This window comes from Acinetobacter sp. A3 (assembly GCF_012371415.1).
Classification (GTDB): Bacteria; Pseudomonadota; Gammaproteobacteria; order Pseudomonadales; family Moraxellaceae; genus Acinetobacter.
The window spans coordinates 1-17,696 of sequence record NZ_JAAZQW010000045.1 but is presented as its reverse complement, the minus strand read 5'-3'; the positions used below and the strand labels follow the sequence as shown (position 1 = coordinate 17,696).

Annotated in this window: 15 protein-coding genes; 12 read left to right on the top strand and 3 right to left on the bottom strand. The window is 42.7% G+C overall.

What is annotated here, in order from left to right; all coding sequences use genetic code 11:
* The first annotated feature begins 222 nt into the window (after window positions 1-222).
* The 8 genes from HHA42_RS11660 to HHA42_RS11625 all read left to right on the top strand — a co-directional run bounded on the left by HHA42_RS11660 (window position 223) and on the right by HHA42_RS11625 (window position 8,319).
* A complete protein-coding gene (locus tag HHA42_RS11660) occupies window positions 223-606 on the top strand; it encodes an RcnB family protein (RefSeq protein ID WP_131261243.1) in 384 nt (127 codons plus the stop codon).
* A 144-nt stretch (window positions 607-750) separates the two neighbouring features.
* Window positions 751-2,097, top strand: a complete 1,347-nt coding sequence (argA, locus tag HHA42_RS11655) for an amino-acid N-acetyltransferase (RefSeq protein WP_168460458.1) — start codon at window positions 751-753, stop codon at window positions 2,095-2,097.
* Between the two features lie 357 nt (window positions 2,098-2,454).
* The gene (locus HHA42_RS11650; RefSeq protein ID WP_168526581.1) at window positions 2,455-3,438 is read left to right on the top strand and encodes a sulfonate ABC transporter substrate-binding protein; all 984 of its coding nucleotides are present in this window, start codon (window positions 2,455-2,457) and stop codon (window positions 3,436-3,438) included.
* A 22-nt stretch (window positions 3,439-3,460) separates the two neighbouring features.
* The gene (locus HHA42_RS11645; RefSeq protein ID WP_168526579.1) at window positions 3,461-4,456 is read left to right on the top strand and encodes an aliphatic sulfonate ABC transporter substrate-binding protein; all 996 of its coding nucleotides are present in this window, start codon (window positions 3,461-3,463) and stop codon (window positions 4,454-4,456) included.
* A gap of 23 nt (window positions 4,457-4,479) precedes the next feature.
* Window positions 4,480-5,658 carry an FMNH2-dependent alkanesulfonate monooxygenase gene (ssuD, locus tag HHA42_RS11640; protein ID WP_168419351.1) on the top strand — a complete coding sequence of 393 codons (1,179 nt, stop codon included), beginning with the start codon at window positions 4,480-4,482 and terminating at the stop codon, window positions 5,656-5,658.
* Entirely contained in the window at window positions 5,655-6,470 is an 816-nt protein-coding gene (gene ssuC, locus HHA42_RS11635) for an aliphatic sulfonate ABC transporter permease SsuC (RefSeq protein WP_168419352.1), read from the top strand. The genes ssuD and ssuC overlap by 4 nt, the downstream gene beginning before the upstream one ends.
* Window positions 6,471-6,481: 11 nt before the next feature.
* Window positions 6,482-7,285 carry an ABC transporter ATP-binding protein gene (locus tag HHA42_RS11630; protein ID WP_168460450.1) on the top strand — a complete coding sequence of 268 codons (804 nt, stop codon included), beginning with the start codon at window positions 6,482-6,484 and terminating at the stop codon, window positions 7,283-7,285.
* A 356-nt stretch (window positions 7,286-7,641) separates the two neighbouring features.
* A complete protein-coding gene (locus tag HHA42_RS11625; RefSeq protein ID WP_168526577.1) occupies window positions 7,642-8,319 on the top strand; it encodes a TetR family transcriptional regulator C-terminal domain-containing protein in 678 nt (225 codons plus the stop codon).
* An 80-nt stretch (window positions 8,320-8,399) separates the two neighbouring features.
* On the opposite strand, the gene HHA42_RS11620 is transcribed toward HHA42_RS11625, so the two are convergent.
* Window positions 8,400-8,966: a 5'-methylthioadenosine/S-adenosylhomocysteine nucleosidase gene (locus HHA42_RS11620; RefSeq protein WP_168526575.1), complete on the bottom strand. Its 567-nt coding sequence runs from the start codon at window positions 8,964-8,966 to the stop codon at window positions 8,400-8,402.
* Window positions 8,967-9,172: 206 nt separating this feature from the next.
* On the opposite strand from HHA42_RS11620, the gene ribF reads away from it, so the two are divergent.
* The 4 genes from ribF to HHA42_RS11600 all read left to right on the top strand — a co-directional run bounded on the left by ribF (window position 9,173) and on the right by HHA42_RS11600 (window position 14,095).
* On the top strand, window positions 9,173-10,174 hold the full coding sequence (gene ribF, locus HHA42_RS11615) for a riboflavin biosynthesis protein RibF (RefSeq protein WP_168526573.1): 1,002 nt from the start codon (window positions 9,173-9,175) through the stop codon (window positions 10,172-10,174).
* A gap of 67 nt (window positions 10,175-10,241) precedes the next feature.
* Window positions 10,242-13,088, top strand: coding sequence for an isoleucine--tRNA ligase (ileS, locus tag HHA42_RS11610; RefSeq protein WP_168526571.1), 2,847 nt, complete (start codon window positions 10,242-10,244; stop codon window positions 13,086-13,088).
* The gene (lspA, locus tag HHA42_RS11605) at window positions 13,081-13,620 is read left to right on the top strand and encodes a signal peptidase II (RefSeq protein ID WP_168419357.1); all 540 of its coding nucleotides are present in this window, start codon (window positions 13,081-13,083) and stop codon (window positions 13,618-13,620) included. Before ileS ends, lspA begins: the two co-directional genes overlap by 8 nt.
* On the top strand, window positions 13,613-14,095 hold the full coding sequence (locus HHA42_RS11600) for a peptidylprolyl isomerase (RefSeq protein WP_168526569.1): 483 nt from the start codon (window positions 13,613-13,615) through the stop codon (window positions 14,093-14,095). Before lspA ends, HHA42_RS11600 begins: the two co-directional genes overlap by 8 nt.
* 516 nt (window positions 14,096-14,611) lie before the next feature.
* On the opposite strand, the gene HHA42_RS11595 is transcribed toward HHA42_RS11600, so the two are convergent.
* Window positions 14,612-15,781, bottom strand: coding sequence for a PQQ-dependent sugar dehydrogenase (locus HHA42_RS11595; protein ID WP_168526566.1), 1,170 nt, complete (start codon window positions 15,779-15,781; stop codon window positions 14,612-14,614).
* Between the two features lie 170 nt (window positions 15,782-15,951).
* Window positions 15,952-17,310, bottom strand: coding sequence for an MFS transporter (locus HHA42_RS11590; RefSeq protein ID WP_168419360.1), 1,359 nt, complete (start codon window positions 17,308-17,310; stop codon window positions 15,952-15,954).
* Window positions 17,311-17,696: the final 386 nt, after the last annotated feature.

Genomic DNA, 17,696 nt, shown 5'->3' with positions numbered 1-17,696 from the left:
AAGCTTTCAGTCAAGTATTTCATTGCAAGTTTTTTTAAAATTTAATACCTAAATTGTATGTGTTTGACTATATTTGTTAATATAATTATTTGCTATCAATCACTCCTAGTTTTCTCCATCAAATTCACAATTCAGCCAACTATCCACCATCGTTTCTCTTGAGTTCTGCATTAATTTGAATGCATCAACTCAATATTCAAAAGAAACCGAAGGTAAACACTCATGAAAAAAGCGCTCAGCATTCTTGCCCTGTCTGTAACGGCCATCCTGACAACTTCTGCAATGGCTGCACCAGACCACCGTTATGATGACCGTCGCCATCAAGCCAGTGCTACTTATAAACATCACAGCAACCACTGGGACAATCAACGTCAGCATACGCAATGGGAGCAAAAACGTTATAATCAGAAACGTGTGAATCCAAGCCGTGACTGGCGTGTAGGTCAAAACTTCCCACGTGGCTATGAAATTTCACGCAATAAAGTCAGTGACCGTGAAGCACGTCGTTTACCCAATACAGGTCGTTACCAACAATGGTACAAAATCAATGGTGACTATGTCCTGATTAATGAACGCACGCATCGTATCATTCGCATTATTGGCTAAAAGCATATTTCGACCTCAACGATGAGTTCGCATATTCCCAACACCTGAATCACCATTCAGGTGTTTTTTTATATTTAGACTTCCGCTACAGATTTTTTTGATTAGAATCAAAGACAGCACTCGATCATTGAAATAGGCCAGCGCATGACTTCAGCAGAAAACCCACACAGCACAACCTTACAATATGTGCATTGGTTTCGACATTCTGCGCCTTATATCAATGCCCATCGTAATAAAACCTTCGTGATCATGTTCGATGGCGAAGCGGTGCTGCATGAAAATTTTCAGCATATTATTCACGATATTGCCCTGCTGCATTCGCTGGGAATTCGTCTGATTTTGGTCCACGGCGCGCGTCCACAAATTAATCAAAATCTGAAATTCAGCCAAATTGACACCCCTTTTCATTTACAACGTCGTGTCACCACACGTGAATCTTTATCCTGTGTGATGAATGCGGTGGGTTCAATTCGTCTGCAAATTGAAGCCTTATTGTCGATGGGGCTGGCCAACTCACCCATGTATGGCGCACGTATCGATGTGGTGTCAGGCAACTTCATTACCGCTAAACCGTATGGCATTCGTGATGGGGTCGATTACCAACTCACAGGTGAAGTCCGCAGTGTCGATACTGATGCCATTCAGCGCCATTTGGAAAACCACAATATTGTATTGTTAGGGCCTACAGGCTATTCCAGCACAGGTGAGGTATTTAATCTCTTGGCAGAAGAAGTCGCCACCAAAACTGCCATTCATTTAAAAGCCGATAAGCTCATTTTCTTAGGTGAACAGCACGGATTACTGAATACCGAAGGGCAATTGCAACGTGAAATTCACCCGCAACACTTAAATCAATATATTCAAGCTGCGCAACAGCATCATCCTGAATTGGCACTACACTTAAATGCAGCACAAGAGGCTTCGCTCAACGGCGTGCATCGTGTGCATCTGATTTCTTATGCTTATGATGGTGCATTATTAGAAGAGCTATTTACCCGCGATGGTTCAGGCACCATGGTCAGTGATGCGCATTATGAAGAAGTGCGTACAGCCAATATTCAAGATGTGGGCGGTCTGATTCGACTATTACGCCCTTTAGAAGAAGAAGGTGTATTAGTCTATCGCTCACGTGAACGTCTGGAAAATGAAATTGGGCAGTTTGCAGTGATTGAGCGAGATGGCATGATTCTAGCCTGTGCTGCCCTATACCCTATTCCTACCACAGGCAATGAATTAAGGTCTGCTGAAATTGCCTGCGTAGCCGTGCATCCTGCGTATCGTAAATCGAATCGTGGCCGCCAAATTCTGGATTATTTAGAAGATAAAGCCAAAGCCATGGGTATTCAGCAGTTGTTTATTTTGACTACCCGCACCGCACACTGGTTTTTAGAACAAGGCTTTTCCCCTGCCAGTGTCGATGAACTGCCCGATGCCCGTCAGGCCTTATATAACTATCAACGCAACTCCATTGTCTGCAAAAAGTCACTATAAAGTGACTTTTTGCCTGTAGGCAATATAGCTCAATTTTGCATAAGCTTATGCAACCAGTGCAAAAAAATACTTCTATTTTGAAAACAAAGCCTTAGCTGTAAATTCACTATATTTATCTCTCAACTTCAATAATAAAATAAATAATAAAAATCATAAACTTAAAAATAAATGCTGCTAACGATCCCCCCCTGCAATTTGTGCAGTTTTAAACATAAGGTTTGCACTTTTTTATTTATCTCAATTTCTGCTTAGAAATTTCCGATTTATTATTTTTTTCAAAAAACAAACCTGTTTAGCGTATGTGTCATCCAGCCCGCTACACCCTTTGGGGGGGTTTAATTTCAGGAGCACATTTGCATGTACCCAATTTCGACATCTTTTTTGAAAAAAACGATTCTTACATCTACGGCTTGGGTCGGAATCATGCTGCTCTCAGGCTGTACTCCAAACCAAGCAGCCAATCAAATCACCTTAAATATTGGCTATCAAAAATACGGTATTTTGCCAATTGTCAAAGAACGTGCCGTACTAGAAAACGCCCTTAAAAATCAGAATGTCAAAATTAATTGGGTGGAGTTTCCTGCAGGCCCTCAGCTCTTAGAAGGCTTAAATGTCGGCAGTGTGGTTTTTGGAGAAGCGGGGGAAGCACCGCCTATTTTTGCTCAGGCAGCACAAGCTAACTTGGTGTACGTGGCTAATCAGCCTGCTGCACCTTTGGCTGAAGCATTAATAGTACCCAAAAATTCAAACCTTCAGTCTGTCCAAGATTTAAAAGGCAAACGTATTGCACTGAATAAAGGCTCCAATGTGCATTATCTGCTGTTAAAAGTTTTGCAAGCGCATCAGCTCAAACTTGAAGATATTCATGAGGTGTATTTACCCCCTGCCGATGCCCGCGCTGCATTTGAGCGTGGTGCTGTCGATGCGTGGGTCATTTGGGATCCGTTCTTTGCTGCGGCAGAACAACAGCTCGGTGCACGTGTTCTGGCCACAGGACAAAACTTGGTGAGCAATCATCAGTTTTATTTGGCAGATCGTCAATTTGCCGAAGCTCATCCTGAATTGTTAAACACAGTGGTGCAGCAATTGAATACCACCACACAGTGGATTCAACAACATCCACAACAGGCTGCACAACTCTTAGAAAAACCGACGGGTTTATCGGTCGATATTTTGAGCCGTTCTATTGCCCGCATGGGTTTTGGCGTGCAAAACATTTCTGCGCAAGTGGTTCAACAACAACAGCAAGTTGCAGATGTTTTCTATCAACAAAAGTTAATTCCACAAAAAATTGACATTCAAGCTGCAATTTTAAAACCCACAACAAGCACATCGCCATAAAACAAAAAATCAGGACAGTTAAATGAAAGCGCTACAAACATTCACATTATTTAGTTTAGGTCTGTTCAGTCTAGGCTTCACAGGCTGTGAAAAAATTTCAGCCAATGCTGATTCAGCAAAAAGTTCGGCTGCCCCTCTACAACATCTGAGCATTGGTTACCAAAAGTCTGCTTTAAATTTACTGGTTGCTCGTCAGCAAAAGTTATTTGAGCAGCAGCTGCCCAATGTCAAAGTTGACTGGAAAGAATTTCCTGCTGGCCCACAAATGTTAGAAGCCTTGGCGGTGGGTGCTGTCGATTTTGGCTACGTGGGCAATACCCCACCAATTTTCGCCCAAGCTGCAGGCAAAGATATTCGCTATGTCGGTTATGAAGTGGTGACCCCAAATTCACAGGCCTTGGTTGTTCCATCGGGCAGTCTGATTCAATCTTTGCAAGATTTAAAAGGCAAACGCATTGCCGTGCAAAAAGGCTCTAGTGCACATGAATTATTGGGCAAAATATTAAAGCAAGCCCAGCTAAACTGGAAAGATATTCAACCTATTTTGCTTGCGCCTGCAGAAGCTCGTGCAGCATTTGATAAAAACAGCATTGATGCTTGGGTCATTTGGGATCCATTTTTAAGTGCTGCCAAGCTCGATGCGCAAGCACAGGTCTTGATTGATGGCACAGCATTCCCAAAAAGTTATGCCTTCTATATTGGCAATCCGAAATTTATACAACAGCACCCTCACGCGGTCAGCAAGGTTTTAGCAAGCTTGAATGCTGCAGATCAATGGATTCTTCAGCATCAAGATCAGGCTTTGTCTATTTACACCCAAAGTACAGGTTTAGCACCACATATTGCCACACCCGTATTTCAGCAACGCTTAAAACCCTCTCCAATTTACCCGCTGAACAATCAGGTCATTCAATCGCAACAACACATTGCCAACAGCTTTCAGCAAGACCAACTGATTCCACAGTCTATCCAAATTCAAAGTGTGGTTTGGAAAGACCAGCACAGCATTACACCTTAAACATACACAACAAGGATATTAAGATGAAAATTTTTTGGTTTATTCCTACTCACGGTGACAGTCGTTATTTAGGTACTAACAAGGGCGCTCGCCAAGTCGATCATGCCTATATGAAACAAATCGCACTGACTGTTGAACATTTGGGTTATGAAGGGGTTTTAATTCCTACAGGCCGTTCTTGTGAAGATCCGTGGATTACTGCAGCCAGTCTGATTGACGCCACACAAAAGCTCAAATTTTTGGTGGCATTACGTCCGGGTATTACCACACCTGCGTTGGCGGCACGCATGACTGCAACCTTTGATCGACTCTCACATGGTCGCCTTTTACTGAATTTGGTCACAGGTGGCGATGAACAAGAACTCAAAGGTGATGGACTCTATGAAGATCACAGCACCCGTTATCAAACAGCGGCAGAATACACCCATATTTGGTGTGAAATTTTAAGTCGCTCACATACAGGTGAGTCGTTCAGTTTTCATGGCAAACGCTTACAGGTTGATGATGCAAAATTGTTATATCCACCTGTGCAGCATCCACATCCGCCACTATGGTTTGGTGGTTCCTCTGAAGCAGCCATTGAGCTGGCCAGTGAACAGGTGGATACCTATTTAACCTGGGGTGAACCACCTGCTGCAGTCAAAGAAAAACTTGAGCTATTAAAAGCCAAAGCGGCTGCTAAAGGACGCAGTTTAAATTACGGCATTCGCTTGCATGTGATTGTTCGTGAAACCAATGCCGAAGCATGGCAAGCAGCAGAAGACCTGATTCAATATGTAGACGATGCCACCATTGCCGCCGCACAGGCTAAGTTCCAAGCCATGGACTCGGTTGGACAACGTCGCATGGCGGCATTGCATCAAGGGAATCGTAGCCAGCTGGAAGTATCACCTAACCTTTGGGCAGGTGTTGGTTTGGTCCGTGGTGGTGCAGGGACGGCCTTGGTGGGTGACCCTGAAACGGTGGCAGCTCGCATTCAGGAATATGCTGACTTGGGCATCAGTACCTTTATTTTCTCAGGCTATCCGCATTTGGAAGAGTCTATTCGCTTTGCCGAATTGGTTTTCCCACTGTTGCCACTGGAAACCCAAAAGAAATTGGCTCAACCTAATTTAACTGGCCCTTTTGGTGAAATTGTAGCAAATCAATATGTACCTGCTGCTCATGCATCTGCACAGCGTAAACTGGAGCAAGTCGAATGAGTCAGCAAATACCCCCAAGTTTAGGCAAAGCGCAAAAGGTTTCACGTGGAACATTGATTGGACAACAACTGCTGCCGTGGTTGTTCCCCGTCGCTTTAATTACCTTGTGGCAACTGGCCTCAAGCACTGGCCTTTTACAAAGCCGCATTTTACCTGCACCAAGTGCTGTACTCAGTGCTTTTTGGACATTACTTAGCAGTGGCGAATTGGCGCAACACGTTCAAGTCAGTGCAGGGCGTGCCCTGCTGGGCTTGCTGATTGGTGGTGGATTAGGGCTGCTGTTAGGCTTACTCAACGGCTCATCTAAAACAGCCTCGACGCTGCTTGACACCACCTTACAAATGATTCGCAACATTCCAGCACTGGCACTGATTCCATTGGTAATTTTATGGTTTGGAATTGATGAAACAGCCAAATTATTTTTAGTTGCTGTGGGGGTATTTTTTCCAGTCTATATCAACACCTACCACGGAATTCGTTCTGTAGATTCACAGTTGCTGGAAATGGGTAAAAGTTATGGGCTCACCCGCTGGCAATTGTATAAAGACATTATTTTACCTGGGGCGATGCCGTCTATTTTAGTTGGTTTACGTTTTTCGCTTGGTTTGGTGTGGGTGCTGTTAATTGTGGCAGAAACAATTTCTGCTCAGGCAGGCATTGGCTATATGACCATGAATGCACGTGAATTCCTACAAACCGATATTGTACTGGTGGGCATTTTACTTTACGCCCTGCTGGGTAAACTGGCCGATGTGTTCGCGGTACTGTTAGAAAAATATTTACTACGCTGGCATCCAGCCTATCAAAAATAAGGATTATCTCCATGACAGATCTAAGCTTGGGACGTCATGTACACAGCACAGACTTCCCTCACCAATCTCCAACTGCGCAGCACAACAATGCAATGGGTGCAGAAATTCTCATTGAACAACTGCACAAGTTTTATGGTTCAGTACAGGTTTTAACCGACTTAAATTTACATATTCAGCCTGGTGAGTTTCTGGCAATTGTTGGACGCAGTGGCTGTGGTAAAAGCACCCTGCTGCGTCTGATTGCCGATCTTGAACAAGCCAGCTACGGTTCCATTCAATTTAAGTCAGCACGACATATTCGCGAAGGCATTACATCCGATGATATACGGGTCATGTTCCAAGACCCTCGCCTATTGCCTTGGCGTAATATCCAACAGAACGTACAACTAGGTTTGGCCAACACTCAGCATGCAGAAGCCGCCAACTTACTTGAAAAGGTCGGTCTGCAAGCGAAGGCCGATTTATGGCCAAGCCAACTTTCTGGAGGACAACGACAACGTGTCGCTTTGGCACGTGCTCTGTCACATCGACCACGTATTTTATTGCTTGATGAACCCTTAGGCGCATTAGATGCCCTGACACGTTTAGAAATGCAGAACCTGATTGAGCAACTTTGGCTCGAACAAGGTTTCACTGCCATTTTAGTCACGCATGATGTCAGTGAAGCCGTACAACTGGCTGATCGGATTATTTTGCTCGATCAGGGACGTATTGCCCAACAGTTTCAGGTGCCACTGGCTCGACCACGTCAAAAAAGTGTGCAATTTGCTGCATTAGAACAACAGGTCTTAAGTGCAGTATTGGCAACTGAATAATCTTGACGCTAACAATGGGCTCGACTCTCCCATTGTTAGGGCAATGCAAATGCTCATCTATTCCTCTTGATTAAGGCACTCGATTCATTCTTTAATTTTTTAAATAAACCCAAGCTTAAGCACCGTAAAACTTCACTTTTACCATTTACAAATAAAATCAACAAACGCTAATCATTCAGTCAAAAAATACACAAGCAAATATACTCCCCCACCCTAATTGGTTTTTTGGCTGATTGCATAGCTAAGCTACAGAATAAATTATAAATATTTTAAAAATACATCTTTTAATGATGCACAAGACTGATGATTTGCCGTACAATTAATAATTCCCTTTTTTCATTGTTTTAAAATTACGAATGGAACAAAAAAAGAGTACACAAAAACGCCATCAGCTTCTCAATGCTGCACTCGACGTATTTTCCTTATACGGATTTAGCGGTGCAAGTTTGGATGAAATCGCACAAATTGCAGAAATGCATAAGTCGAATATTTTCTATTATTATGAAAATAAAGAGGCGCTCTATGTTGAAGTACTGACCACAGTACTGCAAAAATGGCTTGCGCCTTTACAAATGCTTGAAGCCGAACTTGAGCCAGAAGAAGCGATTACCAATTATCTGTTACAGAAAATTGAGGTTTCCCGTACTCAACCGAAAGCATCACGTCTATTTGCTTTAGAAGTGATTCAAGGTGCGCCACATATTCAGGAAATTTTAAAAGGTCCTCTGAAAAAACTGGTAAAACGTAAAGCCAAAGTCATTACCATGTGGCAAGAACAAGGCAAACTGTCTAAACAGATTGACCCTGAACTGCTCATTTTGAATATTTGGGCCATTACCCAAAACTATGCTGACTTTGCCACGCAAATGGAAATGGTCACAGGTAAAACCTTGCGTAACCGCAGTATGCTACAACGTGTTTTACAACACACGGTTCACATGATGCTGTACGGTATTGTGCCTCGTCAGGACGAAATCAACGCTACAGAAGCCGCTGTTATCACGGCTGAACCTGTACAGGAAGCGCAAGAATAATCGCGCCAACCTGAACAAATATCCGAATTTAGCTCACGACCCTAGTTTTTACTCGGGTCGTGGCGTTTTGGGCAACTGTATTACTTAATACTTTGATATAACGATAATAATTTTTGTGCACCTAGCAACAAGTTTTCTTCCCAGTCCAAATGCGCCGTATCATTGGCACCATCGGTAATATATTTGACCGACAATATGCGCACGCCTAGCTTTTTACAGACTTTGGCAATCGCATAGCCTTCCATATCGACCAGCTGACATGGCACTTTCGGTGTCCCCGTTTCAAAACTATCACCTGTGCCACAAATTCCGTTAGGTAAATGCTCAAAATAGCGTTCCAGATGGATTTCTGCAGGATGCTCTTGATCCATAGGTGTCACCCCTACCTGAAAACCTAGCGGTGAAACATCCATATCCCGCTGCACAAACTGACTCACTTCCACCAAGGCATGTGCATCAAAATGGGAGCTGCCCGCAGTACCTAAATTGAGCAAGGTTTTACAGCCTGTCTTCTGAATCACTTCAAAGGCTTTAAATGCAGCATTCACTTTACCAATGCCGCTGTAATGTACCTGAATCCCAGCTTGCTCAAACAAGCCTTTAGACTCACTGGGCAACGCCATAATTAAAGCAAAATCAGAATTCATAGCCATCTACTCGTGCAGTTCATTAAAACTGCCCCATTAGAAAAGAAATTTGAAGGCGGTGCAAACCCCATTGTGATTTGCAGATTAAATTGTCGGATTTTGCCTGATTTTTCGATAATTTTTCAGGTTAAAAACACAACAACAAGACGAAAGCGCGAGAATATGGCAATATATAGCTCTTACAAATTTTCAACTTTCATTCGACCATGCAGCTGCTCCGCCTGAATGCTTTATCTTCTACCACCGACTTAGCTCAAACTGCCGTGACCATTGGCAATTTTGATGGCGTGCATGTCGGTCATCAGGCGATGATTCAACAACTCAAAGCAGTGGCTGCCGCACAACAACTAAAAACTGTGGTGATGCTATTTGAACCACAACCACTGGAATTTTTTAAAGGTTATGATGCCCCGCCACGTATCAGTTCTTTGCGGGAAAAAGTCGAATATCTGACTGAATTGGGCATCGACTATATTGCCGTGGCCAAGTTTGACAATCACTTCCGTAGTTTAAGTGCCGAAGCCTTTGCCCACCTTTTAAAAAATAGTTTAAATGCCACACATTTGGTTTTGGGTGATGATTTCCATTTTGGCAAAAACCGTCAAGGCAATAGCGAATTTTTACGCAACTATGGCTTTCAGGTCACCAATTTAAACACCATTGAACTGAATGGTGAGCGTGTTAGCTCAACTCGTATTCGTCAAACTTTACAAGCAGGTGATTTGGCACTGGCAGCCAAACTGCTTGGACGCCCATATAGCATTACAGGGCGCGTCCAATATGGCGATCAAATTGGTCGCACACTTGATTTTCCAACCATTAATGTACGCTTAAACCGCCATAAACCCTGCTTAAATGGCATTTATGGCGTTGAAGTGGTCTGCGAAACCACCTCCTTAACCGACACAGTCAGCAATGCACATCCTAGCAAAACAGGTGTTGCAGGCTACAGCCCAAACAGTTTATTTGGTGCAGGGCATGTCGGAACTCGTCCTGCCATCAAGCAAGAACATCCCGAATGGCGATTAGAAGTACATTTCCCCAATGTTTCTGCTAATCTGTATGGCTTGTTAATGCGGGTCACGTTTTTAAACTATTTACATGGCGAAAAAAACTACCCTTCGCTTGAAGCACTCAAAGCGGGAATTGATGATGATGTTGAAAAACTTCTTGAATTTCGACAAGATCATCCCGATTTCCCTTTTTAATTTTACCCTGAATATTTAATGTAAAACGCGTCAGTCCATGGGCTGATTCAACTGGAAGACAACTTGCATGAGCGATAAGCAAACTCCTGAAAATGCAGTGGATTATAAAGCCACGCTGAACCTCCCAGGTACTGAATTTGCAATGAAAGCAAATCTGGCAGTACGTGAAGCGAAATGGTTAGAAGAGTGGTATGCCGACAACATTTATCAGCAGATTCGTGCATCGCGTATTGGCAAGAAAAAATATGTGCTTCACGATGGCCCTCCATACGCCAATGGTCAAATCCACTTAGGTCATGCGGTCAACAAAGTCCTCAAAGACATCATCATTAAAAGCCGTGTCATGGATGGCTATGATGCCCCTTATGTTCCAGGCTGGGACTGCCACGGTCTACCAATTGAGCTCAAAGTAGAAGAAAAAGTCGGTAAAGTTGGCGTTAAAGTTGATGCCTCAACTTTCCGTAAAGCCTGCCGTGAATATGCTTACACCCAAGTTGAATTACAGAAAAAAGACTTTGTGCGTATGGGCGTATTTGGTGATTGGGATAACCCTTACCTCACCATGAATTTCAAGCAAGAAGCCGACATCGTGCGTTCATTGGGTGCAATTGCCAAAGCAGGCCATATTGAACCTGGTCTAAAACCTGTGAATTGGTGTCTAGATTGTGGTTCTGCACTGGCAGAAGCCGAAGTTGAATATGAAGATAAAAAATCCGATGCGATTGACGTCGGTTTTGCTGTTGTTGATTTAGCCGATTTATCTGCACGTTTGGGCGTTCAAATTACCGATGCAACAGATATCGTGATTTGGACCACAACACCGTGGACATTGCCTGCCAACCAAGCTGTTGCCTTGCATGCCGAAATTGAATATCAATTGGTAAAAGCACGTAGCGACGAAAAAGCAGCACAAAACTTTATTTTGGCCAAAGAATTAGTACAGTCTGCAACTGAACGCTATGGCTTTAGCAGCTATGAAGTGTTGGCAGACTTTACTGGTGACAAACTTGAAAACCTGATCTTGCAACATCCACTGATTCAAGACCGTCAAGTACCTGTCATTTTAGGGGAACACGTCACCGCTGCCAGCGGTACTGGTGCAGTACATACCGCACCTGGACACGGTGTGGACGACTATAAAGTCGGTTTACAATACAACCTAAAAGTCGATAACCCGGTTGGTGGCAATGGTGTTTATTTACCAACTGCACCAATTTTTGCAGGCGAGCACATTTACAAAGCCAATCCGCAAATTATTGCTGCTTTGGCAGAAAGCAATAAGCTTTGGGCACATCACCCAATCAAGCACAGCTACCCACACTGCTGGCGTCATAAAACCCCAATTATTTTCCGTGCCACACCACAATGGTTTATCAGCATGGATAACCAAGGTTTACGTCAAGGTGCATTGAATGCGATCGAAAATGAGATCAGCTTCGTGCCAGATTGGGGTAAAAACCGAATTCAGGCCATGATTGAAGGCCGTCCAGACTGGTGTATTTCACGTCAGCGTACTTGGGGTGTGCCAATTCCGTTCTTCGTACATAAAGACACCAACGAATTACACCCTCGCACACCTGAATTGATCGAAGACGTTGCAAAACTGATCGAGCAAGAAGGGATTGATGGCTGGTACAACCGTGAAGCCAAAGACTTCATTGGTGATGATGCCGAGCACTACAATGCAGTACGTGATACCTTAGACGTTTGGTTCGACTCAGGTACGACCCACTACGCCGTACTACGTGAGCGTGAAGAGCTACAAGACCCTGCCGATCTTTACCTTGAAGGTTCAGACCAACACCGTGGCTGGTTCCAGTCTTCATTGCTGACCTCAATTGCCATCAATGAACGTGCACCATATAAAGGCTTGTTAACACACGGTTTTGTGGTTGATGAAAAAGGCCGAAAAATGTCGAAATCATTGGGCAATATCATCACCCCACAAGACATCATTAAAGACATGGGTGCAGACGGCTTACGTTTCTGGATCGCATCCGCAGATTACCGCTATGAAATGACTGCAGGTAAGGAAATCTTTAGCCGCGCATCAGATGGTTATCGTCGTATCCGTAATACCTTGCGTTTCTTGTTGGCCAACTTAAATGGGTTTAAACCATCGACAGATGCGCTTCCTGTAGATCAATTGATTGCTTTAGATCAATACATCCTACAACGTGCCGCCGAAGTGCAAAAAACCATTCAGCAAGCCTATGAAGATATGAACTTCCATATCGTAACCAGTGCGCTGACCAACTTCTGTATTAACGATTTGGGTGGCTTCTACCTCGACATCATTAAAGACCGTCAGTACACCACCAAAGCCGACTCTCAAGCGCGTCATTCTGCACAAACAGCTTTGTATCACTTGGTTCAGGCTTTTGTGCGCTGGATGGCACCTATCTTAAGCTTTACCGCACAAGAAGCATGGCCGCTAATTCCTGAGCAATCAGAAAAATATGTGTTCACAGCAGAATGGTACGAAATTCCTGTAGCTTCTGAAGCAAACATGTTGGCAGAAGCCGAATGGCAAACCCTGATTGCCGTAAAATCTGCAGTGAACAAATTCATTGAAGCTGCACGTACGGCTAAAACAGTCGGCTCAAATCTGTCTGCAAAAGTTGAACTTTGGGCCAATGATGAGCTGAAAGCAGTCATGGATAAACTGGGCGATGAATTGCGTTTTGTCCTCATTACCTCTCAAGTGATTGTGAATGGCTTTGATACAGCACAAGGCGAAGCTTCAGACCTTGAAGGTTTAAATGTGAAAGTCTCTGCGGCAGATGGTGAAAAATGTGTGCGTTGCTGGCACGTTTTACCAGATGTGAATACACATTCTGCACATCCAGGCTTATGCTCACGTTGTATTATCAACCTTCCAACAGGTCAAGGCGAAGAGAGAAAATATGCCTAATCCACAACACAAAAAGGGCTTATTCCAGTTTTATCCGCACAATTTATGGTGGATTGGCTTGTCCATTGTCGCGATTATTCTCGACCAATGGACCAAATGGATTGCAGTCTCGCATCTAAACTATGCAGACCCTGTACCTGTATTGCCCTTTTTGAATTGGACGTTATTGCATAACTATGGCGCAGCCTTTAGTTTCTTGTCCGATGCAGGTGGATGGCAGCGCTATTTCTTTACCTCACTGGCAGGTTTAGTGTCTGTAATTTTTGTATTTTGGCTGATGCGTATGCCAAAAAACATCATCGTACTGCCTTTGGCAATTGCCTTAATTTTAGGCGGTGCGATTGGGAATTTGATTGATCGGGTCAGCCTCGGTTACGTGGTCGATTTTATTCACGTGTATTACAACAACAGCCACTTCCCTGCCTTTAATATTGCAGACAGTGCCATCACCCTTGGCACCATTCTGTTGTTAATTGATACGTTTTTCCTAGAAAAACACCGAATTGAACGTGCGCAGGCGCAACATGACTGAACTAATTAACCCAAATGACGAAACCCGTATTGACGATGGCTCAAAAGTCGAGTTGCACTTTTCAGTGGCCATTGAAGATGGGGTAGAAATTGACAACACCCGTAGCCGTGCTGAACCTGTTAGCTTGGTAATGGGCGATGGTAGCCTGTTACCAGGTTTTGAAAAATCATTGTTTGGCTTACGTGCAGGTGACCGTCGTACCGTGAGCCTTCCACCTGAAGAAGCGTTTGGCCCGTGGAACCCTGAAAATGTCCAAACATTTGATACGGTTAAATTTGAACAGCGCCCAATTGAAGGGCACATGATTGAATTTGAAGATAAAGCCAAACAAAGTCTGTATGGCGTGGTTAAATCTGTAAACGATGATGTGACAGAAGTAGACTTTAACCATCCTTTAGCAGGTAAAAATATTACCTTTGAAGTCGAAATTTTTAGAGTGACTCCAGCAGGACAACAAGGCATTAAGTTGATGTAACTGAGCTCAATTTAAACCCATCCTTGCAAAATACACCCCAAGTGAATGATTTTTTTACTTGGGGTATTTTTATTAACACGCTTTCATAAATCATAAATGATCAATAAAATTAGTATTGAAAATCTCTTCGCCTTGGGGAGAAAGCGAGGATGAGGGAGTATTGAATTATGGTCTTAAAAGGATTGATGATAAAAGTCTATTGAATAAGATAATTATTAAATATAATCAATCACTTAAATTTTAATAACCCTCTTTATTGATCTTCATTTTACGAATATACCGTTGTACGTTTTAGCTTACAATAACTGCAGAAAATTGACGCTAGGCAAATCACAGTTTTAATTTTATATTTAAGTCATACAGAAACAGGAAGTTTCTAAAAGCAAGAATAACAATAATAAATCAATATAACGGCAGGACGCTGAAAGGTATAACAGGAGTAATACCGAGTAATAAATCTGAAAAAGCCCCGACATGAAGTTGGGGCTTTTTTCTAACCTAAATTTGATTTTGGGTTTATTTGGCTGTTAATTTTAGTAATCTGGCAGACTTTCCATCTTCAATTACCCAAATATTGCCATCTTTGGCTTGTAACAGCCCACGAATTCGCTGTCCTATTGGCAAACGCTGTATTTCCTGCGCAGGCTTTGTTTGTGTATCAACCACAATGATTGCTTGAGACGACAAGCCGCCTAACAATGCTTTATTTTTCCATTGTGGAAACACATCGCCCGTATAAAAAATCAAACTTGAAGGTGAAATTACTGGGGTCCAATCCAACACTGGGGCTTTAAACTCAGGCCGTGTAGCATGGTCTGGAATAGGCAAGCCATTATAATGATCACCATTTGACACCAAGGGATAACCGTAGTTCTGACCTTTTACAATCACATTCAGCTCATCACCGCCCTTAGGACCCATTTCTGCAACCCATAGCTGTCCTTTAGCATCAAACGCCATACCTAAAGGGTTGCGATGCCCTAAACTCCAGACTTGCTTAGCAATCTCTCCATGTTGCTGAAATGGATTGTCATTGGGTGATGTGCCATCTGCATTTAAGCGCAAAATTTTACCTAAATTACCTTTTAAATCTTGAGCAGGTTCAAACTTTTGCCGCTCACCAGAGCTAATCCATAACTTACCATCAGCACCGAATTGCATACGGTGTGCATAATGCCCCTGCCCAGATACTTTAGGCGTTTGCTGCCAGATTCGCTGAATTTGAGTTAATTTTGGGGCAGATTTTACATCCAATAAAAGCTTGGCTCGAATCACGACAGCACCGTAGCCACCCATGCCTGATTCAGCATAGCTTAAATAAATAAACTGATTCTGCTGAAAATTGGGGTCTAATACGACATCCCCCAAACCACCCTGACCACCATAGGCCACTCGAGGCACAGCTTGAACATCTAAAATTTGGCGGGTTTTGGGATTAAAAAGTTTTAATTTTCCTGCTTTCTCTGTAATTAATAACTGGCCGTTGGGTAATTCTACGAACGCCCATGGTTCATTAAAATCTGCAATAGCGTGTACTTGATAGCTTTGTAAGCTTTGCGGAGAGTTAGATGCTGCAGCAACCGCCTTATTGTGCTGCTCAGTATCTATCTGTGCACTACATCCTGTCGTAAAACACAGTAATAACAACGATGCACATAAACTGCTGCTTTGATATATGTTTCGCATTTTTAGCACCTGTATTGTTTATTGTATTCTTATCACATGACATGATAGTCCATAAATACCAAACCTTATTTAGGCCAAATGTAGGAAAAATTTTAAATTTCAGATATTAAAAGCAAAAAATTAAGGAGCAATGCTCCTTAATTTTAATGTTCAGTGACATTCATGCGTCATTAACTATAAGATCGACTGGCTTTTTTAACCACACTTGGCTCAGTCACTACCTGTGATGTACTTTGTAAACGAATCAATGCCACAGCAATCGCACCAATGACTGCTGGAATTGCGACCGCCAAGAAGTTCATTTTATGCGGCAAATCCATGCCTAAAAGAATGCCAATAATAATTGGTCCTACAATCGCACCAACACGACCAACAGCCGAAGCACAGCCAATCCCTGTAGAGCGAATGGTCAGTGGATAATACTGCGCAACAAAGCTATACAGCAAAATACTACTACCAATCGCCGAAGCACCTGCCATTGCAACCAATAGGTAAATTACAGGCTGTGGTGAGTTAAAGCCTAATCCGACTAGCGAGAAAGCACCTAGCAAGAACATGCCAATAATCACAGGCTTTAGATGGAAACGGTCTGCTAAAATACCACCACCAATAGTACCAATTACAGCACCAATATTCATTGCCATCAGGAACATTAAGCTGTTACCTAACGAGTAACCCGCTGCCATCATCAGTTTTGGTAACCAACTGCCTAAAGCATATACCATCAACAAACACATAAAGAAGCAGCACCAGAACAACAAAGTACTCATACTGCGGCCATTTTTAAATAAGGCTGCAATAGATGCATCTGGCGTTTGAACTTCATTTAAGACAAACTGTGTTTGACTGCTGATATTTTCTTGCGGACTGATCTGCTGAACGATATGACGTGCACGCTCATGTTGTTGCTTTTTCACCAAAAATGTTAATGACTCTGGTAAGAAAAACCACAATAAAGGCAATGCCAATAAAGGCAGTCCTGCAATATAGAACATGATTTCCCAACCAAAACTTGGGGTTAACCATGCACCTAGTAAAGCAGCTAAAATACCACCTACTGCATAACCACTAAACATAGTGGTAACTAAAGTACTACGCATTTTTTGCGGTGCATATTCAGAAGTCAAGGCAACCAAGTTTGGCAGCACACCACCAATCCCTAAGCCTGCAATAAAGCGTAAAATACCAAATTCTGTTGGGGTAGAAGCAAAGCCTCCCCAAAAGGTAAAGCCACTAAATAAAGTCACACAGATCAGAATGACATTTTTACGGCCAATTTTGTCTGCCAACATACCAAATAGCATGGCACCAAACATCATACCCGCCAAGGCAGTACTGGCAAGCATGCCTGCTTGCACAGCGGTCATATTCCATTCTTGCATCAGTAGTGGTAAAGCCACACCGTTAATCGCCAAATCATAACCGTCAAAAATAACGACAAATACGCACCAAAGTACAATTTTTAAATGAAAAGGTTTAAACTTTGCTTGATCCACTACAGCATTCACATTCATTGTTGTTGCTGTCATTTTTCCCTCACCTCCAATTGTGAGATTTTTATTTTATAAAAAATGAATGATTATTCACTTTTGTATATAAAATGAATCATTATTCATTTTTTGTCTACAGCAAAAACTTAACTCTGAATACTTTTCTCAAAAACTTAGACTAAAGTTGTAGATAAACTCGACCAAATAGACTTGAATACACTTCTTATAATTTGCTAGTTATTTTATTTTTCACATGATTTATTGTTTTAAATATCTTATTTTTACTATTATCTCCTTCACTTTATTCCTCCATAAAAAAACACCCTCAACGTTAGTTGAGGGTGTTTAGAATAATGAGCTGGCGATGACTTACTCTCACATGGGTAACCCCACACTACCATCAGCGCGAAGAGGTTTCACTTCTG